Below are 21264 nucleotides of genomic sequence, written 5' to 3'. Positions count from 1 at the left end.
ATGTGCCGGGCCGAACGGTAAATCGTTCCTATGCGCTCCCGGCGCTTGTGGGCAGTGCCGCCGGTCGTTTGAGCGGGAACCATAGCCACGGGCGTGAAGCCTACATCGCATTGCCGCAGTGGGCGTGTTCTCGGCAGCCTTCGACACCGCCGTTGCAAACACCTGGGCGCATTAACGCGCTGTGGAGTCTTCGGCCGGTGCTGCCGATGCCCGGAAGGGGCTGTCAGCTGTTGCGTTTGGGTGGTCGTTGGTTGTCGGTGGTGTGTTGTAGGAACGGAAGTATGAATCTGGTGGTGTGGGCTGAGGGCAACGGTGTGGCGCGGGTTATTGCGTATCGCTGGTTGCGTGTCGGGCGGTTGCCGGTTCCCGCCCGCAGGGTTGGGCGAGTGATTCTTGTCGACGAGCCAGCCGGGCAGCCGGGGCGGTGGGGGCGGACGGCGGTGTGTGCGCGGTTGTCGTCGGCTGATCAGAAGGTGGATCTGGATCGGCAAGTGGTAGGCGTGACCGCGTGGGCCACGGCGGAACAGATACCCGTCGGCAAGGTCGTTACTGAAGTCGGGTCGGCGCTGTACGGGCGCCGCCGCACGTTCCTTACGCTGCTGGGTGATCCGACGGTGAGGCGGATTGTGATGAAACGTCGGGACCGGTTGGGGCGGTTCGGCTTTGAGTGTGTACAGGCGGTGCTGGCCGCTGACGGCCGTGAGCTGGTTGTGGTCGATTCGGCCGATGGCGATGACGACGTGGTGGGCGATATCACCGAGATCTTGACGTCGATGTGTGCGCGGCTCTACGGCAAACGCGCTGCTGGCAACCGTGCTGCGCGTGCCGTGGCCGCGGCGGCACGCGCCGGGGGACACGAGGCTAGGTGATGGCGCGCTTAAAGGTGCCTGAGGGGTGGTGTGTGCAGGCGTTTCGGTTCACGCTGAACCCGACCCAGACGCAAGCTGCCAGCTTGGCGCGCCATTTTGGTGCTCGCCGTAAGGCATTCAACTGGACCGTCACGGCGCTTAAAGCCGACATCAAGGCGTGGCGCGCGGATGGCACCGAGTCGGCGAAGCCGTCGCTGCGGGTGTTGCGCAAACGGTGGAACACGGTCAAAGACCAGGTGTGTGTCAACGCGCAGACCGGGCAGGTGTGGTGGCCGGAATGCTCGAAAGAGGCCTATGCCGATGGCATCGCGGGCGCGGTCGATGCGTATTGGAACTGGCAGAGCTGCCGTGCCGGGAAACGGGCTGGCAAAACAGTAGGCTTTCCCCGGTTTAAGAAGAAGGGACGCGACGCCGATCGCGTGTGCTTCACGACCGGTGCGATGCGTGTGGAGCCCGACCGCCGCCACCTCACCTTGCCGGTGATCGGCACCATCCGTACGTACGAGAACACCCGCCGGGTTGAGCGGCTCATCGCCAAAGGTCGGGCGCGGGTGCTGGCGATCACCGTGCGCCGCAACGGCACCCGCCTGGATGCGAGCGTGCGGGTGCTCGTCCAACGCCCCCAACAGCGGCGTGTGGCGCTTCCTGATTCACGGGTGGGTGTCGACGTTGGTGTGCGGCGTTTGGCCACTGTTGCAGACGCTGAGGGCACGGTGCTTGAACAAGTGCCGAATCCTCGCCCGCTTGATGCTGCGTTGCGCGGGTTGCGCCGCGTCAGCCGCGCACGCTCACGCTGCACGAAAGGCTCACGCCGCTACTGTGAGCGCACCACCGAACTGTCCCGGCTGCACCGTCGGGTCAACGATGTCCGTACCCACCACCTGCACGTGCTGACAACACGATTGGCCAAAACCCACGGCCGTATCGTTGTCGAAGGTCTGGATGCGGCGGGAATGCTGCGGCAAAAGGGACTGCCGGGGGCGCGCGCCAGACGGCGCGCACTGTCTGATGCAGCCCTGGCAACCCCGCGCCGTCACCTGTCCTACAAGACAGGCTGGTACGGATCGAGTCTGGTGGTCGCCGACCGCTGGTTCCCATCGTCGAAAACCTGCCATGCCTGCCGGCATGTGCAAGACATCGGCTGGGACGAAATATGGCAATGCGACGGCTGTTCGATCACGCACCAACGTGACGACAACGCCGCGATCAACCTCGCACGCTACGAGGAACCACCTAGCGTCGTCGGCCCAGTTGGGGCCGCCGTCAAGCGTGGAGCCGACCGTAAGACCGGGCCTGGCCCGGCCGGGTGGCCGTGAAGCGCGGAAGGCAACCGGCCACCCGGCCGGCGAACAACCCCGAGACGGGGTGCAAGTCACGTGACCACTAAAGATCACTCACTTGCAACGGTTTAGTATCGATTCGCTGATGATCCAGCGCGGCTGCGGTGGCGTCACCGCCATATAACCCACACCGCGAACGGTGTCGATCATCGATTCGTGCTCGGCTCCGAGCTTTGCGCGCAGTCGTCGTACGTGAACATCGACGGTACGAATGCGACCATGGCACTCATAGCCCCACACCTCACGCATGAGCCGAGTCCGGGTGAACGCCCGACCGGCATGCTGCACAAGGAAATTCATGAGTTTGAATTCGGTGAGCGTCAGCCCCAGGTCCCGGTCGCCCAGCGACGCGGTGTAGCTGGCTGGGTGAAGGACGAGGTCCCCGAATTGCAGTGTGCCCGCTAGCGTGCTCCGTCGACGTGTGATCGCCAACCGCAACCGTGCCTGCAGCTCGGCCCCGCCGGCCGCGTTCAACAGCACGTCATCGAATATCCAATCGCCGTCCACTGCCACAAAGTTGGCCGGCGCAACAACAGCCACCACGGCAAGGGCTGGTGCGCTAGTCGTCAGCCGCCGGCACACCCGGCGAGCGGCCGCCAAGTCGGCGCGCGCGTCTATGATCGCGACATCGGCGTCCACACCCTTGGCCGCGCCTGGGTCGTCCAGCGGTGCGCGCTGCACCGACTGCGCGAACGACTCCAGCTCCGGCAGAGCCGATTCAAGATCGGCTTCATCGGTAAGAAGTAGAACTTCCAAGAGATATCTCCAAACTTCATGAGGGTGCCACTTCCCCCTGGTGGGGCCCGTAGGCATCCCTCGCGGAGATGTCTGCCGGTACCCCTGAGTACCCGGTTCAGAACAGAACTATTCCAACTTTGTTGCTCGAGCGATGCTCACACCTTGAGATAGTCGACGGGCCTGGCCTCGGCCGGCCCCTCGTTGTTGCGTGACTAACGCACCCCGCCCACGCCGGAGCGCGGCTATTGAGGCAGGATGTGAGATGCCGTCCTGGTGGTGCCGGGATGGCACTGTCGTGCGAGGAGTCAGATGACAGAGCCCGATGTCGCCGGCGCGCCGGCTTCGAAGCCGGAGCCTGCGAGCACTGGCGCCGCGTCGGCGGCTCAGCTGTCCGGGTACTCGCGAGTGTTGCTCAAGCTCGGCGGGGAAATGTTCGGCGGAGGCCAGGTCGGGCTGGATCCCGATGTCGTCGCGCAGGTGGCCCGCCAGATCGCCGATGTGGTGCGCGGCGGCGTCCAGATCGCTGTCGTGATCGGCGGCGGCAACTTTTTCCGGGGCGCACAGCTGCAGCAGCTCGGTATGGAGCGCACCAGGTCGGACTATATGGGAATGCTCGGCACTGTCATGAACAGCCTTGCACTGCAAGACTTCCTGGAGAAGGAAGGCATCGTTACCCGAGTCCAGACCGCGATCACCATGGGCCAGGTGGCCGAACCGTACCTGCCGTTGCGGGCCGTCCGCCACCTGGAGAAGGGACGGGTGGTGATCTTCGGTGCCGGCATGGGGCTGCCGTACTTTTCGACGGATACCACCGCAGCGCAGCGTGCGCTGGAGATCGGTGCCGACGTGGTCTTGATGGCTAAAGCGGTCGACGGTGTGTTTGCTGAGGATCCGCGGGTGAACCCCGAGGCCGAACTGCTCACCGCCGTCAGTCATCGTGAGGTCCTCGACCGCGGGCTGCGAGTAGCCGACGCCACCGCGTTCAGCCTTTGCATGGACAATGGCATGCCGATCCTGGTGTTCAACCTGCTGACCGATGGCAATATCGCCCGTGCTGTTCGGGGTGAGAAGATCGGAACGCTGGTCACCACCTAAGGGGACTACGCGCTGCTTCGCGCCGGCGACGATGCAGAGCGCAGCGATGAGGAGGAGCGGCGCAGATGGTTAGCGCCGGCGACGATGCAGAGCGCAGCGATGAGGAGGAGCGGCGCAGATGGTTAGCGCCGGCGACGATGCAGAGCGCAGCGATGAGGAGGAGCGGCGCAGATGATTGATGCCGGCGACGATGCAGAGCGCAGCGATGAGGAGGAGCGGCGCAGATGGTTAGCGCCGGCGACGATGCAGAGCGCAGCGATGAGGAGGAGCGGCGCAGATGGTTAGCGCCGGCGACGATGCAGAGCGCAGCGATGAGGAGGAGCGGCGCAGATGATTGATGAGGCTCTCTTCGACGCCGAAGAGAAAATGGAGAAGGCTGTGGCGGTGGCACGTGACGACCTGTCAACTATCCGTACCGGCCGCGCCAACCCTGGCATGTTCTCTCGGATCACCATCGACTACTACGGTGCGGCCACCCCGATCACGCAACTGGCCAGCATCAATGTCCCCGAGGCGCGGCTAGTCGTGATAAAGCCGTATGAAGCCAATCAGTTGCGCGCTATCGAGACTGCAATTCGCAACTCCGACCTTGGAGTGAATCCCACCAACGACGGCGCCCTTATTCGCGTGGCCGTACCGCAGCTCACCGAAGAACGTCGGCGAGAGCTGGTCAAACAGGCAAAGCATAAGGGGGAGGAGGCCAAGGTTTCGGTGCGTAATATCCGTCGCAAAGCGATGGAGGAACTCCATCGCATCCGTAAGGAAGGCGAGGCCGGCGAGGATGAGGTCGGTCGCGCAGAAAAGGATCTCGACAAGACCACGCACCAATACGTCACCCAAATTGATGAGCTGGTTAAACACAAAGAAGGCGAGCTGCTGGAGGTCTAGCGGCCGCTCAGCAACAAAATCCGTGACAACCAACGATGCCGGCACCGGAAACCCCGCCGAGCAGCCGGCGCGTGGTGCTAAACAGCAGCCGGCGACCGAAACGTCCCGCGCCGGCCGTGATTTGCGCGCAGCGATCGTGGTGGGCCTTTCCATAGGCCTAGTCCTCATCGCGGTGCTGGTGTTCGTTCCGCGCGTTTGGGTTGCCATCGTGGCCGTCGCCACCTTGGTCGCTACCCATGAGGTGGTGCGGAGGTTGCGGGAAGCGGGCTATCTCATCCCGGTTATCCCGTTGCTGATTGGCGGGCAGGCCGCGGTGTGGCTGACCTGGCCGTTCGGCGCGGTCGGCGCATTGGCGGGCTTTGGTGGCATGGTCGTTGTCTGCATGATTTGGCGACTGTTCATGCAGGACAGCGTGACGCGCCCGACGACCGGCGGTGCACCGTCGCCGGGAAACTACTTGTCCGACGTCTCGGCCACGGTCTTCCTGGCCGTGTGGGTCCCATTGTTCTGCTCTTTCGGCGCAATGCTGGTCTACCCGGAAAATGGCTCGGGATGGGTGTTCTGCATGATGATCGCGGTCATCGCTTCCGATGTCGGCGGCTACGCCGTGGGGGTGCTGTTTGGCAAGCATCCGATGGTTCCGACGATCAGCCCGAAGAAGTCGTGGGAGGGCTTTGCCGGTTCGCTGGTGTGCGGGATCACCGCAACGATCATCACCGCGACTTTCCTGGTCGGCAAAACGCCGTGGATTGGTGCACTGCTCGGCGTGCTTTTCGTGCTCACCACCGCGCTGGGCGACCTGGTGGAGTCGCAGGTCAAACGTGACCTCGGCATCAAAGACATGGGCCGCCTGCTACCCGGCCACGGCGGTCTGATGGACCGGCTCGACGGCATACTGCCTTCCGCGGTGGCGGCCTGGATAGTCCTCACACTGCTGCCCTGACAACGGCGATACTGGACAGGTCATGGTCCCCGAGTTGATGTTCGATGAGCCGCGTCCGGGTCGGCCGCCGCGGCACCTGGCCGATCTCGACGCGGCGGGCCGAGCGTCTGCCGTCGCGGAGCTGGGGCTGCCGGCGTTTCGGGCCAAGCAGCTTGCACACCAGTACTACGGTCGGCTGATCGCCGATCCGCGTCAGATGACCGACCTTCCGGCGGCCGTTCGCGACCGGATCGCCGGAGCGATGTTCCCGAACTTGCTTACCGCGTCCGCCGACATCACCTGCGATGCCGGCCAGACTCGAAAGACGTTGTGGCGGGCCGTCGACGGTACCATGTTCGAATCGGTGCTGATGCGCTATCCGCGGCGCAACACGGTCTGCATTTCCTCGCAGGCCGGCTGCGGCATGGCTTGCCCGTTCTGTGCCACTGGCCAGGGCGGATTGACTCGCAACCTATCGACGGCGGAGATCCTCGAGCAGGTGCGTGCCGGCGCCGCGGCGTTGCGCGACGACTTCGGCGATCGGTTGTCGAATGTGGTGTTCATGGGTATGGGGGAGCCGCTGGCCAACTACGCCAGGGTGTTGGCCGCAGTTCAGCGCATTACCGCGCGGCCGCCGTCCGGTTTCGGGATTTCGGCCCGCGCGGTGACGGTGTCGACGGTGGGTCTGGCCCCTGCTATCCGCAACCTTGCCGACGCGCGGCTCGGTGTGACCCTGGCGCTGTCGCTGCACGCCCCCGACGACGGGTTGCGCGATACACTAGTTCCGGTCAACAACCGGTGGAGGATCAGCGAAGCGCTCGATGCGGCCCGGTACTACGCCAATGTGACCGGGCGACGGGTGTCTATTGAGTACGCGCTGATCCGTGATGTCAACGACCAACCGTGGCGGGCCGACTTGCTGGGAAAGCGACTGCATCGTGTTCTCGGGCCGTTGGCGCACGTGAACCTGATCCCGCTGAACCCGACTCCGGGCAGTGATTGGGATGCCAGCCCCAAGCCGGTTGAGCGTGAATTCGTCAAACGGGTTCGGGCGAAAGGAGTTTCCTGCACGGTACGAGACACCCGTGGGCGGGAGATCAGCGCCGCCTGCGGACAGCTGGCCGCCGTAGGCGGGTAGCTGGAGCGCAGGCGAATCAGCCAGCGCTGCGGACAGCTGGCCGCCGTAGGCGGGTAGCTGGAGCGCAGGCGAATCAGCCAGCGCTGCGGACAGCTGGCCGCCGTAGGCGGGTAGCTGGAGCGCAGGCGAATCAGCCAGCGCTGCGGACAGCTGGCCGCCGTAGGCGGGTAGCTGGAGCGCAGCCGAATCAGCCAGCGCTGCGGACAGCTGGCCGCGAGCGCAGGGGGCGCCGGGATGTACTGAACCGTCACGGAGCGTATTACGTCATTAGGTCAAAACACGAACAAGTGAGGTCTGTCATGAGTCTTCGCCTGGTGTCCCCGATCAAGGCGTTTGCGGACGGCATTGTGGCCGTTGCTATCGCGGTTGTCCTGATGTTCGGTCTGGCCAATACACCGCGAGCGGTGGCAGCCGATGAACGTCTGCAGTTCACCGCAACCACGCTCAGCGGTGCCCCCTTCGATGGCGCAAGCCTGCAAGGCAAGCCGGCGGTGTTGTGGTTCTGGACGCCGTGGTGCCCGTTCTGCAACGCAGAAGCCCCCAGCCTCAGCCAGGTAGCGGCCGCTAATCCGGCGGTCACCTTCGTCGGAATCGCCACCCGCGCCGACGTCGGGGCGATGCAGAGCTTTGTCTCGAAGTACAACCTGAATTTCACCAACCTCAATGACGCCGATGGTGTGATCTGGGCCCGCTACAACGTGCCTTGGCAACCGGCATTTGTGTTCTATCGCGCGGACGGCACATCGACGTTCGTCAACAACCCCACCGCGGCCATGTCTCAGGACGAGCTGTCCGGCCGGGTGGTTGCGCTGACGTCCTGACCCGGTGAACGAGGCGCTGATCGGTTTGGCGTTCGCCGCCGGGTTGGTGGCTGCGCTGAACCCATGCGGGTTTGCCATGTTGCCGGCCTACCTGCTGTTGGTGGTGCATGGGCAGGATTCGGCGGGCCGGACGGGGCCGCTTAGCGCAGTGGGCCGAGCGGCAGCCGCCACGGTCGGGATGGCGCTGGGCTTCTTGACGGTGTTCGGCATCTTCGGAGCCCTGACCATTTCCGCGGCCACGGCGGTGCAGCGATACCTGCCCTATGCCACGGTGCTGATCGGTCTGGCGCTCATCGCCCTCGGCGGGTGGCTGCTGTTGGGACGAGGGCTGACGGCGTTGACGCCCCGATCCCTCGGCGTGCGTTGGGCTCCAACGGTACGGCTGGGTTCCATGTATGGCTACGGCATCAGCTATGCGGTTGCTTCGCTGTCATGCACCATCGGGCCGTTTCTCGCGGTTACCGGGGCAGGCCTGCGGGGCGGTTCGGTCGTCGGGAGCGTAGCGATCTATCTGGCTTATGTCGCGGGCCTGACCCTCGTTGTCGGCGTGCTTGCCGTCGCGGCCGCGACCGCGAGCTCGGCGCTGGCCGACCGCCTACGGCGAATCTTGCCGTTCGTCAACCGGATCAGTGGCGCGCTGCTGGTGGTGGTCGGGCTGTACGTGGGTTACTACGGTCTCTACGAGCTGCGCCTGATTGCCGGTGTCGGGGCGAATCCCCAGGATGCGGTGATTGCCGCGGCCGGCCGCCTGCAAGGTGCCCTGGCTGGCTGGGTTAACCAGCACGGTGCATGGCCTTGGGCGGTGTTGCTGGTTGTGCTGGTGGTCGGTGCCTTCGCCGGTACCTGGTTTCGGCGGGTGCGGCGCTGACCGGGTCGGGCACACCGAACGGTGTGCTGGCTATCTGATCCAGCCGCGTCGTCGGCCCCACAAGTCGCGCGCCAAGACGAACAGCACGACTGCGGCAAACGTGATCAGGAACCAGTCCTCGACGTGGCCGACGTGGTTGCCCCGCAGCATCGCCAGCAGGAAGCCGAAGATGCACAGGCCGACGATGTGCCAGGTGCGGTGATCGATCCGGCTCCACCCCCACGCTGCAGATGGAACCTCGGCGGTGTCGACCTCATGTTGCGAGCCGGCGAAGTGCTCCACCTCGGTACTTGCCACGGCGATTCCTCCGGTTGGACTGACGTCGAACTCCCACTGCCCGAACATTCTGGCACATGCTCAGTCGCTCTCGGGCGGGTCGGCGGCCTCCGCGGACGATTACGCCGGAGGCATTAGCACGCTGTCAATCATGTACACCGTCGCGTTGGCGGTAGACACCCCACCACAGACGACGTCGGCGTTACCGACCTTGAGGCTGTTACCCTGACCGGTCACCGTCACGCTGGCGCCCTGGAGGGTCTGACGGGTGCCGACGACGTTGGCCGGGCTGGTTTGGCCGGCCACTACGTGGTAGGTCAGGATGCTGGTCAGCAGTGACGAGTTGGTCTTGAGCTCGTCGATCGTGGATGCCGGCAGCTTGCTAAATGCCGCGTTGGTCGGTGCGAACACCGTGTACTGACCGCTGTTGAGGGTGTCCACCAGGTTTACTTGCGGATTGAGCTGGCCCGACAGTGCAGCCGTCAGCGTTGTCAACTCCGGATTGTTCGAGGCCGCCACCGCGACCGGGTCCTGCGACATTCCCTGCACCGAGGCCGGCCCAGTGGGATTGGCTGCCGCGTATTCCGCGCAGCCCGGGCCCACCAGATCGCCTGCGGCCGCCGGCGGTGAGACAGCCACCGCCAGAGCCGCCAGGCCGGCCGCCGCGAAACTGGTTGCCGCAATTGTGTTCTTTACCTTCATGCCGTTCACTCCTTCGCTGCCGGAGACGGCGGCTTGTGCCGTCTCGCTACCCCCGACATGATTTCTTCGGAGCCGTCCGGGTCTTGGATGGATATTCATCCGTAGGTGAAGGAAAAAACCTGTAGCCCCTTGCTGGGCCGCACCTCAAGTGTTTCGGACGCCAGCCGATCGCCGGCGACCACCTGATGGGTGGTCGGCGGCCCGCTGATCGGTAGTGTGGCTGGCTTTCCGTCCCTCACGACCGTGAGGGTGCCGGTGCCACCGACAACGATGTAGACGTCTTTGGCGTGGTAATTCAATTTGATAGCGGCGTCGTTGCCGTCGGACGTGGCACCCTGATAGTCCAGCGCCCACCGGCCGCGCAGTGCAAAGCTGTTGGCTGCCAAACTGGGCGGGTAGTCAAACACGGCCGACCCTTCGTCATATGCGCCGCCGCCGCCGTAGTTGACCACCTTGCCGACTCCGAAGTACGTCTCGGGAGTAAGTGCGGCCCGCGGGGTAAGGTCGGGCGTGGTGGTGCTGCTGGGCTGGGGGAGTTTGACGCCGGGCTTGGCATCGTTGAGCAACTGCCTGACCAACGTCTCGGTGACGTTGTAATCGCCTTCTCCGAACTTGATGTGCCGCACCGTCCCGGTAGCGTCGATCAGATACTCGGCGGGCCAATAGCGATTCCGGTAGTTGGTCCAAGTGGCGTAGTTGTTGTCGAGCGCAATCGGATAGCTGATGCCCAGATTGGCCGCGCCTTTGGCGACGTTGCCCGGGACCTTCTCGAAAGCGTACTCGGGGGTGTGCACGCCGATGACCGCCAAACCACTGTCTTTGTAGGCCTGATACCAACCGACGACGTGGGGGATGGCCCGTTGGCAGTTAATGCAGGAGTAGGCCCAAAAGTCAATCAGCACCACCTTGCCACGCAATGATTTCAGGTCGATCGGCTTGTTGCCGGGCGTGTTGAGCCAGCCGGTGATGCCTTTGAGATCTGGTGCAGTGCCGCAGCTTTCGAGTTGTGCGGCCCCGTCGCTGCAATTCGACAGCTGTGCGTTCTGGGCGTTGACGATGCCGCCAAGGTTCAGTTGTTCCCGTATCTCCGTGCCGGTGCTGATCTGCTGCTGCAGCGATGCGGTGTAGTCAGGAATAGCCCGCTGCAGCGCGGCCGGCAGATCGAACACCAACGCCACCGCCAGCAGGATCGTCACGGAACCGGTGGCGATCCTGATCTCACGCTGGCGGCGCCGAAAAGCGCCCACCCGCTCAGCTATCCGTTGGCCGGCGAGGGCGAAGAACAACAACGGCAACGCGGCTCCGAGTGCGAATGTCGCGGTGAGCACGACGGTTCCCAACCCGATGGTGGCAGTAGCCCCGGCCACGACGATCGCAGCTAGAATCGGGCCGGCGCAGGGGACATACAACACGCCCAGGGCTAGACCCAGCCCGAAACCGTTGCTGCGAGTGACGATTTGCTTCTGCGGAATACGGGAGAACGGTTTTTCCAGAAGTTGTTCAAACCGCGGGAAAATGAGGCCGGCGCCGATTGCCACCAAGGCGACCAGTGCGGCCCAGCGGATGGCGTCCTGCGGTAGATGCAGCACTGACAGCAATGCCGAGCCGAGCAGGGTGACCATGCCGAAACTGAGCACCAGACCACCGATCACCCGGTAGGGCCGCAATGTCGCTGATAGCGCACGTTTGCGCCGGACTGCCACGGCGCCTTCGGGTTTCGCCACCTGCGCTGCATCGACGCTCTGCGCGCCGGAGAAGAAGATTACTGGCAGGACCGGCAGAATGCATGGTGATATTCCGGTGATGAGGCCGCCGAGGAAGCCGACTAGTGCGAGGGTCAACACATCGGTTATTCGTTGCCGTTTAGGTCTTGGATCTGCCGGGACGGCAACGAGTTGGCAGGACCGCTCACGCGAGCGCTGTTAACAGAGTCGGTTCACGTCGAACTCGCCACCCGTCAGATGCGAATGATAGCCACATCGGCCACACCATCGACGGCGTCGAAGTCGCCGTCGTGGGTCACGACCGGCACCCCTTGCGACGTGGCAACGGCAGCGGCCCTCACCGGACGGGACCGAGATCGTCGGTGGTGTCGCCAGTGAGCGTTGCGAGGTCGCGGGTGCAATCCCGCATCTGCTTGCGTATGCCGAAGCCGCCGCAGCAGCTCGTCTCGACTCAACCATCGGCGCCGTGCGGGCTGCCTGCGGTCAGCAGCGCAACGGGTTTGCCGTTGGCAGTGATGGTGATGTCTTCGCCGGCCTGCACGCGCCGTAGCAGCCCGGCGGTGTTGTTGCGCAGTTCGCGAGACGCGACTTCAGCAGGCATGCTGCGGGGATCGGCTTGCGCTGGGCGCGGTGTCACCGTCATGCGCTTGGGATATCACGTGATCTATCGGCACGAAGCCGCCGGATGAGCGAGGCAAACCGCCTACACGGGCTGCCTCGCCTTGACCGCGCCGAACGTTACTGTGCCGGGGGCATCAGCACCGTATCGATCATGTACACCGTCGCGTTGGCGGTGTGAACTCCGCCACATACCAAACCGGCGTTGTTGACCATGAGGTCGTCGCGGGCGCCTATCACCGTCAGGTCGGCACCTTGCAGGGTCTGATGGGTGCCGTCGATCCTGCTCGGACTCGCCTGGCCGGCTATCACGTGGTAGGTCAGGATGCTGCTGAGCAGCTTGGCGTCAGTCTTGAGTTGATCGATAGTGGCCGCCGGCAGCTTGTCGAATGCGGCGTTGGTGGGGGCGAAAACGGTGTACTCGCCGCCGTTGAGGGTGTCGACCAGATTCACATCCGGGTTCAGCTTGCCCGACAGAGCCGAGGTCAGGGTACTGAGCATCGGGTTGTTGGAAGCCGCGGTAGCGACCGGGTCTTGCGCCATTCCGGCCACCGATCCGGGACCGGTGGGATTTTGCGCCGCGTATTGCGCGCACCCACGACCAATCAGGTCCGCTGCGGGGTCAGCCATTGCCGCCGTGGTAACGGGCGCCGCCGGGCTGGTCGCCGGTTTCGGGCTGGTGTCTTGCGACACGGGTTTGGTGCTCGAACAACCCGCTAAGAACGCAATCGCGATGGCTGCGAGGCTCGCTGCTGCGACCGGTTTGGCCTGAACGTTGATCATCGCTTCGATTCCTTTGCTTCTGCGGCGGCGTTGAACGCCGTCCTCCTGGGTGGACACCAGTGATTCGGAGTGGGGCCGGTTATAGATGGGTCTGACCGTCCAACGGATGACGCCAGCGCAGTCGACGGAAACGGGCAAAGCCGCGGTCGGCGCTCAACCAGGTTGCGTTGTTCTCTAGCGCGTAGGCGGCCAGGTGCGCGTCCGCAATGTCGTTGCCGTTCGCATCAACATCGGACGCTAACTGCCGAAAGGCCATCCAGTGGCGCTCGCCAGGCCGAAGTCGCATGGCTGCGGGTGCCGCGAGTAGGGCGTCGACTGCCTGCCATGCGTCCTGTGGGCTCGTCGGCTCGGTGAAGACGCGGCGGTTGGTAACCACCCGGATGAAGCCGGCGAGCACGCTATCTGGTAGACCCAGCGGCTCGTCATCGTTGGCCAGCCGCTCAAGCAAACCCCGATAATCCGTGTGCTCCCGTAGGTCTGCCCGATGCGCGTAAACGAGCACGTTGACATCAACGCACAGCATCGACCGACACGCCGTCGTTCATCGCTTCGGCAAGTGCGGCGTTGGACGATAGATCGACACCGGGCCGCAGGCCGCCCTTACCCGACGGCTGGACTCGATAACGGCCGGCGGCCTGCGGCTTAGGCGGGTTGAGACCACGCCGCACCGCATCTTCAAGAACCGCGGCCACGGTACGCCCGGAACGAGCGGCCTTTGCTTTCACCTCGCGGTACAGCTCGTCATCGATACGGATCGTCGTGCGCACGCATGGCATCTTAGCATCAAGCGCAGGCATCAAAACGATTGCATTCCACGGGGAAGTGTGGCTACCGGTGGACGCGTCGTGATCCGGCGGCGCGGTGACAACGAGGTGGTGGCGCACAATGATGAGGTGACCAACTCGACCGACGGGCGCGCTGACGGCCGGTTGCGGGTGGTGGTGCTGGGCAGTACCGGCTCGATCGGCACCCAGGCGCTTCAGGTCATCGCCGACAATCCGGACCGTTTCGAGGTAGTCGGGCTGGCCGCTGGCGGCGCCCATCTGGACACGTTGCTGCGACAACGTGCGCAGACCGGGGTGACCAATATTGCCGTCGCTGACGAGCACGCGGCGCAGCGGGTCGGCGACATCCCCTACCACGGATCCGACGCCGCCACCCGGCTGGTCGAGCAGACCGAGGCCGACGTCGTCCTCAATGCGCTGGTCGGCGCGTTGGGCCTGCGACCGACGTTGGCCGCGCTCAAGACGGGTGCCCGGCTGGCGCTGGCCAACAAGGAATCGTTGGTCGCCGGTGGTTCGCTGGTGCTGCGGGCGGCGCGGCCCGGTCAGATCGTGCCGGTCGACTCCGAACACTCCGCGCTGGCCCAGTGCCTGCGCGGCGGCACTCCCGACGAGGTCGCCAAGCTGGTGCTGACGGCCTCGGGAGGGCCGTTTCGGGGCTGGTCCGCGGCCGACCTCGAGCATGTCACCCCCGAGCAGGCCGGCGCGCATCCTACGTGGTCGATGGGCCCGATGAACACGCTGAATTCGGCGTCGCTGGTCAACAAGGGACTTGAGGTCATCGAAACCCACCTGCTGTTCGGCATCCCCTACGACCGCATCGATGTCGTGGTGCACCCCCAGTCGATCATCCATTCGATGGTCACCTTCATCGACGGTTCGACGATCGCCCAGGCCAGTCCCCCGGACATGAAGCTACCGATTTCGTTAGCGCTGGGCTGGCCGCGTCGGGTCAGCGGCGCCGCTGCTGCCTGTGATTTCCATACCGCGTCGAGCTGGGAGTTCGAGCCGTTGGACACCGACGTCTTCCCCGCGGTCGAGTTGGCCCGGCAGGCCGGCGTAGCCGGTGGCTGCATGACCGCGGTTTACAATGCGGCGAACGAAGAAGCAGCAGCGGCGTTCCTTGCTGGCCGGATCGGCTTCCCGGCCATCGTCGGCATCATCGCCGACGTGTTGCACGCTGCCGACCAATGGGCCGTCGAACCCGCTACCGTGGATGACGTACTCGACGCGCAGCGCTGGGCCCGCGAGCGAGCGCAGCGCGCGGTATCTGGTATGGCTTCGGTGGCGATCGCAAGCACGGCGAAGCCGGGCGCAGCGGGTCGACACGCATCGACGTTAGAAAGGTCCTGACACCTCGATGATGTTTGTTACCGGCATTGTGCTGTTCGCGCTCGCGATCCTGATTTCGGTGGCCCTGCACGAATGTGGTCACATGTGGGTCGCGCGCCGCACCGGGATGAAGGTACGTCGCTATTTCGTCGGCTTTGGCCCCACGTTGTGGTCGACCCGGCGCGGCGAGACCGAATACGGTGTCAAAGCCGTTCCGCTGGGCGGCTTCTGTGACATCGCCGGCATGACCCCGGTCGAGGAACTCGACCCCGACGAACGTGACCGTGCGATGTACAAGCAGGCCACCTGGAAGCGGGTCGCAGTGTTATTCGCCGGGCCCGGAATGAACCTCGCTATCTGCCTGGTGCTGATCTATGCCATCGCGCTGGTCTGGGGGCTGCCTAACCTGCATCCGCCAACCAGGGCCGTAATCGGCGAAACTGGCTGCGTTGCACAGGAAGTGAGCCAGGGCAAGCTTGAGCAGTGCACCGGGCCCGGTCCGGCGGCGCTGGCCGGAATTCGCTCCGGTGACGTCGTGGTCAAGGTCGGTGACACCCCGGTGTCCAGTTTCGACGAGATGGCCGCCGCGGTGCGCAAGTCACACGGCAGCGTCCCGATCGTTGTCGAGCGTGACGGCACCGCGATTGTTACCTACGTGGACATCGAATCCACCCAACGCTGGATCCCTAACGGGCAGGGCGGTGAGCTCCAGCCGGCAACGGTCGGTGCGATTGGGGTGGGCGCCGCCCGGGTCGGGCCTGTGCGCTACGGCGTGTTCTCCGCCATGCCGGCCACAGTCGCGTTCACCGGCGACCTGACCGTGGAGGTGGGCAAGGCGCTGGCCGCCCTCCCGACCAAGGTAGGTGCGCTGGTGCGGGCGATCGGCGGCGGGCAGCGTGACCCGCAGACGCCGATAAGTGTGGTGGGCGCCAGCATCATCGGCGGCGACACCGTCGAGCATGGGCTGTGGGTGGCGTTCTGGTTCTTCTTGGCCCAGCTGAACCTCATCCTGGCTGCGATCAACCTGCTGCCGTTGCTGCCGTTCGATGGCGGCCATATTGCCGTCGCGGTGTTCGAGAGGATCCGCAACATGGTCCGGTCGGCTCGTGGCAAGGTGGCGGCCGCACCGGTGAATTACCTCAAACTCTTGCCGGCGACCTATGTGGTCTTGGTTCTTGTCGTCGGGTACATGCTCTTGACCGTCACCGCCGACCTGGTCAACCCGATTAGGCTTTTCCAGTAGGTAGAAAGGATTTTCAGTGACTGTTGGCTTGGGCATGCCGCAGCCCCCGGCACCCACGCTCGCTCCCCGGCGCGCCACCCGTCAGCTGATGGTCGGCAACGTCGGCGTGGGCAGTGACCATCCGGTCTCGGTGCAATCGATGTGCACCACCAAAACCCACGACGTCAACTCGACATTGCAACAAATCGCCGAGCTGACCGCGGCCGGATGCGACATCGTGCGGGTGGCCTGCCCGCGCCAGGAGGACGCCGACGCGCTGGCCGAGATCGCCCGGCACAGCCAGATCCCGGTAGTCGCGGACATACATTTCCAGCCGCGCTACATATTCGCCGCCATCGACGCTGGATGTGCCGCGGTGCGGGTCAACCCGGGCAACATCAAGGAGTTTGACGGCCGGGTGGGTGAGGTCGCCAAGGCGGCGGGTGCGGCCGGGATCCCGATCCGGATCGGTGTCAACGCCGGTTCGCTGGACAAACGGTTCATGGAGAAGTATGGCAAAGCCACGCCCGAGGCGCTGGTTGAGTCGGCGCTGTGGGAGGCTTCGCTTTTCGAGGAGCATGGCTTCGGTGACATCAAGATCAGCGTCAAGCACAACGACCCGGTGGTGATGGTCGCCGCCTACGAGCTGCTTGCTGCACAGTGCGACTACCCACTGCACCTCGGTGTCACCGAGGCCGGCCCTGCTTTCCAGGGCACCATCAAGTCCGCGGTTGCCTTCGGCGCGTTGCTGTCGCGGGGGATAGGCGACACCATCCGGGTGTCGTTGTCGGCCCCGCCGGTCGAGGAAGTCAAGGTGGGCAATCAGGTTCTCGAGTCGTTGAACCTGCGGCCGCGTTCGCTCGAGATCGTGTCTTGCCCGTCGTGCGGTCGCGCGCAAGTCGACGTCTACACCCTGGCCAACGAGGTAACCGCCGGCCTGGATGGTCTCGATGTGCCGTTGCGGGTGGCCGTGATGGGGTGTGTCGTCAATGGTCCGGGTGAAGCACGTGAGGCCGACCTGGGCGTGGCGTCCGGCAACGGCAAAGGTCAGATCTTTGTACGGGGCGAAGTGATCAAGACCGTGCCCGAAGCACAGATCGTCGAGACGCTGATCGAGGAGGCGATGCGGCTGGCCGCCGAAATGGGCGAGCAAGATCCGGGCGCGACACCGAGCGGTTCGCCTATTGTGACCGTAAGCTGATAGGGGTCAGCTTTTCATTCAGTGGCCGTCAGTTCCCACCAAAGGGAGTTCGCAGATGTCGGCTCCGCCCATCTCTCGGCTTGTCGGCGAGCGGCAAGTGTCCGTGGTGCGTGACGCCGCCGCCGTGTGGCGGGTACTCGACGACGACCCGATCGAATCGTGCATGGTCGCCGCCCGGGTCGCAGACCATGGCATCGATCCCAATGCGATTGGCGGGGAGCTGTGGACCCGACGCGGCGCGCACGAATCCCTGTGTTTCGCCGGTGCCAACCTCATCCCGCTGCGCGGCGGACCGATCGACCTGAATGCGTTCGCCGACGTGGCGATGAGCACGCCGCGACGGTGTTCGTCACTGGTCGGCAGGGCCGACCTGGTGTTGCCGATGTGGCAGCGGCTCGAGCCGGTGTGGGGTCCGGCGCGGGATGTCCGCGACAACCAACCGCTGATGGCCCTGGCTACTCACCCCAGCTGCGCTATCGACACCGGCGTACGCCAGGTACGGCCCGAGGAACTGGACTCCTACCTGGTGGCCGCCGTCGACATGTTCATCGGCGAAGTCGGCGTCGACCCTCGGCTCGGAGACGGTGGTCGCGGCTATCGTCGCCGGGTGGCCGGCCTCATCGCGGCCGGACGCGCGTGGGCCCGATTCGAGCACGGTCAGGTGATCTTCAAGGCCGAAGTGGGATCGCAATCTCCGGCCGTCGGGCAGATCCAGGGGGTCTGGGTTCATCCGGAGTGGCGCGGTATCGGTCTGGGCACGGCTGGTACCGCAACGTTGGCCGCAGTGATCGTCGGCAGCGGGCGCATCGCCAGCCTGTATGTGAACAGCTTCAACACGGTGGCCCGTGCCGCCTACGCCCGGGTGGGCTTTAAGGAGATCGGCACGTTCGCGACGGTGTTGCTGGACTGAGCGCCGAGCTGCGGGCATATCAGCGCTGACGACGTCCTGTGCACGGCGATGCGGTCTGGCAAGGGTCGGCGCTGCCAGTACCTCTCGATGCCAACAGGATCGTCGGTCTTGAAAGAATGGGTTAGCAATACCGTCCACGCCACGCGCTTGCTGGAATTCCGGTCTCGGCGGCAAAAGCGCTCACGGCCGGGCGGTCGGCCGTCGTTCGCCTCAGCCACTTCCCGGATCTGGCCGAGGATTAGCTTGTTCGTGATTGCCGCCACATCGGGAGCATAGGAATCCTGAGGTTCTGTTCAGGTCTTTTCGGAGCCGCCCGGCCGACCGATCTCAGTCATGGCTGCCGTCGGACGGCAGAGCGCCCGTCGGTGAGTTGCTATCGGCGGTAGATGTCCGCGCGGTGATCGACGCGCAGGATCACTACCGTCGTGTGCTCGTCGTCAATCCGGTACAGCAGGCGGTACGTTCCGCGACGCGCGCTGAACGTGCCGGCCAACTCGCGCCGAAGGGGCTTGCCCACCCGCAGGGGCTCGCGCGACAGATCGCCGAACGCGAATTCGACCACTGCCGCGAGGATTCGCGGTGGCAGCTTGTGGAGGTCTCGACGCGCGGTTGTGGTGAACCGCACGGTGTAAGGCACCGCTCAGTGGGGGCGTCGCGGGACGCCGAATTCGGCGCGGATCTCGTCTTCGCCGTAGGTGCGGCCGGAGGCAATGTCGGCGTCGGCTTCAGCGATCGACTCCCTGATTCCGGGTTGCGCCAGCCAGTACAGCGTCTCCTGCAACGATTCCCACTCGTCGGCGCCGACCAGAACGGCTGCGGGTGCACCGTTCTTGGTGATGGTGATCTGGTCCTGTGTCGACGAGACCGCGTCGACGAACTCATTGAGCTTGCCCTTGATCTTCGAAATCGGCAGTATCCGCATACCGCCATACTAGGCCGTTATACAGGTCCTGCTCAGCCCTAAATTAGGGCTCACCTTCCAGTGGTTTCGCACTTTGTGCGCGGCGTCTCAGGTTTGCTGGTGCTTGCGGTCGGCGCCTTGCTCGATTGAGCGGTCGCGAGCGTAACGTGGTTGCGATTTCTGGCCACGATTTTCGCGGTGGTGTTCCATTCGCGACCTAGTCTCGGCGTAACGGTTCGGTCTCGGTGTGTCGCGGCCGGTGTCTCCGTCACAGTTCTTAACATCAGCAACGATGGTAACTAAAACAACATTAGCCTCAGCCACCTCAGGTTTGCTGCTGCTTGCGGTCGTCGCCATGTCGGGCTGCACCCCGCGTCCCCAAGGGCCCGGTCCGGCGGCCGAAAAGTTCTTCGCCGCGCTGGCCATCGGTGACACCGCCTCCGCCGCCCAGCTCAGCGACAACCCCAACGAGGCGCGCGAAGCGCTGAACGCGGCCTGGGCGGGGCTGCAGGCCACCCACCTGGATGCGCAGGTTCTCAGCGCCAAGTACGCCGAGGACACCGGTACGGTCGCTTATCGCTTCAGCTGGCATCTGCCCAAGGACCGAATCTGGACCTATGACGGCCAGCTGAAGATGGCCCGCGACGAAGGGCGTTGGCACGTTCGCTGGACCACCAGCGGGTTGCATCCCAAGCTAGGCGAACATCAAACGTTCGCGCTACGAGCCGACCCGCCGCGGCGCGCCTCGGTGAACGAAGTCGGCGGCACCGATGTGCTGGTGCCGGGCTATCTGTATCACTACTCGCTGGACGCCGGCCAGGCCGGCCGCGAGCTCTTCGGCACGGCACACGCGGTGGTGGGCGCGCTGCACCCCTTCGACGACACGCTCAATGATCCGCAGCTGCTGGCCGAACAGGCCAGCTCGTCGACCCAGCCGTTGGACCTGGTCACGTTGCACGCCGACGACAGCAACCGGGTGGCCGCGGCGATCGGGCAGCTGCCTGGCGTGGTGATCACACCGCAGGCCGAGCTGCTCCCGACCGACGAGCACTTCGCGCCGGCGGTCCTCAACGATGTCAAGAAGGCCGTCGTCGATGAACTCGACGGCAAGGCGGGTTGGCGGGTGGTGAGCGTCAACCAAAATGGCGTCGACGTCTCGGTGCTGCACGAGGTCGCCCCATCACCTGCGTCGTCGGTTTCGATCACGTTGGATCGGGTCGTGCAAAACGCCGCGCAACACGCGGTGAACACCCGGGGCGGCAAGGCGATGATCGTCGTGATCAAGCCGTCGACCGGCGAGATCCTGGCGATCGCGCAGAACGCCGGGGCCGATGCGGACGGTCCGGTCGCGACCACCGGTCTATATCCACCCGGGTCGACATTCAAGATGATCACCGCCGGTGCGGCCGTCGAGCGTAACCTGGCTACCCCTGAGACGCTGCTGGGTTGCCCCGGGGAGATCGACATCGGGCATCGCACCATTCCCAACTACGGTGGCTTTGATCTGGGCGTGGTGCCGATGTCACGCGCGTTTGCCAGTTCCTGCAACACCACCTTCGCCGAGCTGAGCAGCAGGCTGCCTCCCCGCGGTCTGACTCAGGCGGCCCGGCGGTACGGGATCGGGCTTGACTACCAGGTGGACGGCATCACCACGGTGACCGGTTCGGTGCCGCCGACGGTGGACCTGGCCGAACGCACCGAGGACGGTTTCGGCCAGGGCAAGGTGCTGGCCAGCCCGTTCGGCATGGCCTTGGTGGCGGCGACGGTAGCCGCCGGGAAGACCCCGGTTCCACAGCTGATCGCCGGCCGGCCGACGGCCGTCGAAGGCGATGCCACACCGATCAGCCAGAAGATGATCGACGCGCTGCGGCCCATGATGCGGTTGGTGGTGACCAATGGCACCGCCAAGGAGATCGCTGGCTGTGGCGAGGTGTTCGGTAAGACTGGCGAAGCCGAATTCCCGGGCGGATCGCATTCCTGGTTCGCCGGGTACCGTGGCGATCTGGCATTTGCGTCGCTGATCGTCGGGGGCGGTAGCTCGGAATACGCGGTGCGGATGACCAAGGTGATGTTCGAATCGCTGCCGCCGGGGTACCTGGCGTAGCGCGGCTCGCCCCTCCTCGTTTGTACGACG

The 21264-nt window shown here is 64.8% G+C and carries 22 protein-coding genes and 2 pseudogenes; 14 read left to right on the top strand and 10 right to left on the bottom strand.

The genetic code is table 11. From position 1 onward, the window contains the following. Nucleotides 1-281 precede the first annotated feature (281 nt). Both MCAN_RS15290 and tnpB read left to right on the top strand, forming a co-directional pair. Entirely contained in the window at nucleotides 282-869 is a 588-nt protein-coding gene (locus tag MCAN_RS15290; RefSeq protein WP_015288402.1) for an IS607-like element IS1539 family transposase, read from the top strand. Further along, nucleotides 869-2249, top strand: a pseudogene (gene tnpB, locus MCAN_RS15285) (IS607 family element RNA-guided endonuclease TnpB). The gene MCAN_RS15290 and the pseudogene tnpB overlap by 1 nt, the downstream one beginning before the upstream one ends. 14 nt (nucleotides 2250-2263) lie before the next feature. On the opposite strand, the gene MCAN_RS15280 reads toward tnpB, so the two are convergent. After that, entirely contained in the window at nucleotides 2264-3022 is a 759-nt protein-coding gene (locus MCAN_RS15280; protein ID WP_014001476.1) for a winged helix-turn-helix domain-containing protein, read from the bottom strand. Nucleotides 3023-3256: 234 nt separating this feature from the next. Here MCAN_RS15280 and pyrH point away from each other — a divergent pair, with 234 nt between their 5' ends. From pyrH to MCAN_RS15250, 7 genes and pseudogenes are all read left to right on the top strand, one after another. Further along, nucleotides 3257-4042 (top strand): UMP kinase, encoded by a 786-nt coding sequence (gene pyrH / locus MCAN_RS15275; RefSeq protein ID WP_003414665.1) that lies wholly within the window; start codon nucleotides 3257-3259, stop codon nucleotides 4040-4042. A 31-nt stretch (nucleotides 4043-4073) separates the two neighbouring features. Further along, nucleotides 4074-4147 (top strand): annotated as a pseudogene (locus MCAN_RS24200) (hypothetical protein); the annotation flags it as partial. A gap of 225 nt (nucleotides 4148-4372) precedes the next feature. Further along, the gene (gene frr, locus MCAN_RS15270; protein ID WP_003414663.1) at nucleotides 4373-4930 is read left to right on the top strand and encodes a ribosome recycling factor; all 558 of its coding nucleotides are present in this window, start codon (nucleotides 4373-4375) and stop codon (nucleotides 4928-4930) included. A gap of 22 nt (nucleotides 4931-4952) precedes the next feature. Then, a complete protein-coding gene (locus MCAN_RS15265; protein ID WP_003414661.1) occupies nucleotides 4953-5873 on the top strand; it encodes a phosphatidate cytidylyltransferase in 921 nt (306 codons plus the stop codon). 22 nt (nucleotides 5874-5895) lie between these two features. Then, nucleotides 5896-6990, top strand: a complete 1095-nt coding sequence (gene rlmN, locus MCAN_RS15260; RefSeq protein WP_003414658.1) for a 23S rRNA (adenine(2503)-C(2))-methyltransferase RlmN — start codon at nucleotides 5896-5898, stop codon at nucleotides 6988-6990. 299 nt (nucleotides 6991-7289) lie between these two features. Beyond that, entirely contained in the window at nucleotides 7290-7811 is a 522-nt protein-coding gene (locus tag MCAN_RS15255; protein WP_014001475.1) for a protein disulfide oxidoreductase, read from the top strand. Nucleotides 7812-7815: 4 nt separating this feature from the next. Then, a complete protein-coding gene (locus MCAN_RS15250) occupies nucleotides 7816-8679 on the top strand; it encodes a cytochrome c biogenesis CcdA family protein (protein WP_003904947.1) in 864 nt (287 codons plus the stop codon). Between the two features lie 30 nt (nucleotides 8680-8709). Here the strand turns inward: MCAN_RS15250 and MCAN_RS15245 are convergent, their stop codons facing one another. From MCAN_RS15245 to MCAN_RS15215, 7 genes are all read right to left on the bottom strand, one after another. Beyond that, nucleotides 8710-8976, bottom strand: a complete 267-nt coding sequence (locus MCAN_RS15245) for a DUF2631 domain-containing protein (RefSeq protein ID WP_015456449.1) — start codon at nucleotides 8974-8976, stop codon at nucleotides 8710-8712. A gap of 99 nt (nucleotides 8977-9075) precedes the next feature. Continuing rightward, entirely contained in the window at nucleotides 9076-9657 is a 582-nt protein-coding gene (locus tag MCAN_RS15240; protein WP_003414644.1) for a fasciclin domain-containing protein, read from the bottom strand. A 95-nt stretch (nucleotides 9658-9752) separates the two neighbouring features. Beyond that, nucleotides 9753-11501: a cytochrome c biogenesis protein DipZ gene (locus MCAN_RS15235; protein WP_003912869.1), complete on the bottom strand. Its 1749-nt coding sequence runs from the start codon at nucleotides 11499-11501 to the stop codon at nucleotides 9753-9755. 331 nt (nucleotides 11502-11832) lie between these two features. After that, nucleotides 11833-12024: a type II toxin-antitoxin system Phd/YefM family antitoxin gene (locus tag MCAN_RS15230; protein WP_003414632.1), complete on the bottom strand. Its 192-nt coding sequence runs from the start codon at nucleotides 12022-12024 to the stop codon at nucleotides 11833-11835. A 95-nt stretch (nucleotides 12025-12119) separates the two neighbouring features. Further along, the gene (mpt83, locus tag MCAN_RS15225; protein WP_014001474.1) at nucleotides 12120-12782 is read right to left on the bottom strand and encodes a cell surface glycolipoprotein Mpt83; all 663 of its coding nucleotides are present in this window, start codon (nucleotides 12780-12782) and stop codon (nucleotides 12120-12122) included. A 79-nt stretch (nucleotides 12783-12861) separates the two neighbouring features. Next, nucleotides 12862-13305 (bottom strand): type II toxin-antitoxin system VapC family toxin, encoded by a 444-nt coding sequence (locus MCAN_RS15220; protein WP_014001473.1) that lies wholly within the window; start codon nucleotides 13303-13305, stop codon nucleotides 12862-12864. Next, a complete protein-coding gene (locus MCAN_RS15215) occupies nucleotides 13292-13549 on the bottom strand; it encodes a ribbon-helix-helix domain-containing protein (RefSeq protein WP_003414620.1) in 258 nt (85 codons plus the stop codon). Before MCAN_RS15215 ends, MCAN_RS15220 begins: the two co-directional genes overlap by 14 nt. Before the next feature lie 126 nt (nucleotides 13550-13675). Between MCAN_RS15215 and dxr the strand changes: the two genes are divergently transcribed. Genes dxr through MCAN_RS15195 form a run of 4 tightly spaced genes read left to right on the top strand, consistent with a single transcriptional unit; the run spans nucleotide 13676 to nucleotide 18229 of the window. Beyond that, the gene (dxr, locus tag MCAN_RS15210; RefSeq protein ID WP_003414613.1) at nucleotides 13676-14917 is read left to right on the top strand and encodes a 1-deoxy-D-xylulose-5-phosphate reductoisomerase; all 1242 of its coding nucleotides are present in this window, start codon (nucleotides 13676-13678) and stop codon (nucleotides 14915-14917) included. A 7-nt stretch (nucleotides 14918-14924) separates the two neighbouring features. Next, nucleotides 14925-16139 (top strand): zinc metalloprotease Rip, encoded by a 1215-nt coding sequence (rip, locus tag MCAN_RS15205; protein WP_014001472.1) that lies wholly within the window; start codon nucleotides 14925-14927, stop codon nucleotides 16137-16139. 16 nt (nucleotides 16140-16155) lie between these two features. Then, entirely contained in the window at nucleotides 16156-17319 is a 1164-nt protein-coding gene (gene ispG, locus MCAN_RS15200; RefSeq protein WP_014001471.1) for a flavodoxin-dependent (E)-4-hydroxy-3-methylbut-2-enyl-diphosphate synthase, read from the top strand. 55 nt (nucleotides 17320-17374) lie between these two features. Next, complete coding sequence (locus tag MCAN_RS15195; RefSeq protein WP_003899516.1) at nucleotides 17375-18229, top strand: GNAT family N-acetyltransferase; 855 nt, start codon at nucleotides 17375-17377, stop codon at nucleotides 18227-18229. Between the two features lie 373 nt (nucleotides 18230-18602). On the opposite strand, the gene MCAN_RS15190 is transcribed toward MCAN_RS15195, so the two are convergent. Both MCAN_RS15190 and relF read right to left on the bottom strand, forming a co-directional pair. Beyond that, a complete protein-coding gene (locus MCAN_RS15190; protein WP_003414602.1) occupies nucleotides 18603-18866 on the bottom strand; it encodes a type II toxin-antitoxin system RelE family toxin in 264 nt (87 codons plus the stop codon). 3 nt (nucleotides 18867-18869) lie between these two features. Continuing rightward, nucleotides 18870-19151: a type II toxin-antitoxin system antitoxin RelF gene (relF, locus tag MCAN_RS15185; RefSeq protein ID WP_014001470.1), complete on the bottom strand. Its 282-nt coding sequence runs from the start codon at nucleotides 19149-19151 to the stop codon at nucleotides 18870-18872. Between the two features lie 271 nt (nucleotides 19152-19422). Between relF and MCAN_RS15180 the strand changes: the two genes are divergently transcribed. Beyond that, nucleotides 19423-21234 carry a penicillin-binding transpeptidase domain-containing protein gene (locus MCAN_RS15180; RefSeq protein ID WP_014001469.1) on the top strand — a complete coding sequence of 604 codons (1812 nt, stop codon included), beginning with the start codon at nucleotides 19423-19425 and terminating at the stop codon, nucleotides 21232-21234. Nucleotides 21235-21264 lie beyond the last annotated feature (30 nt).

This window comes from Mycobacterium canetti CIPT 140010059, assembly GCF_000253375.1.
GTDB classification, from domain to species: Bacteria; Actinomycetota; Actinomycetes; order Mycobacteriales; family Mycobacteriaceae; genus Mycobacterium; species Mycobacterium tuberculosis.
The sequence above is the reverse complement of the archived record's forward strand: the minus strand, read 5'-3'. Positions and strand labels throughout refer to the sequence as shown.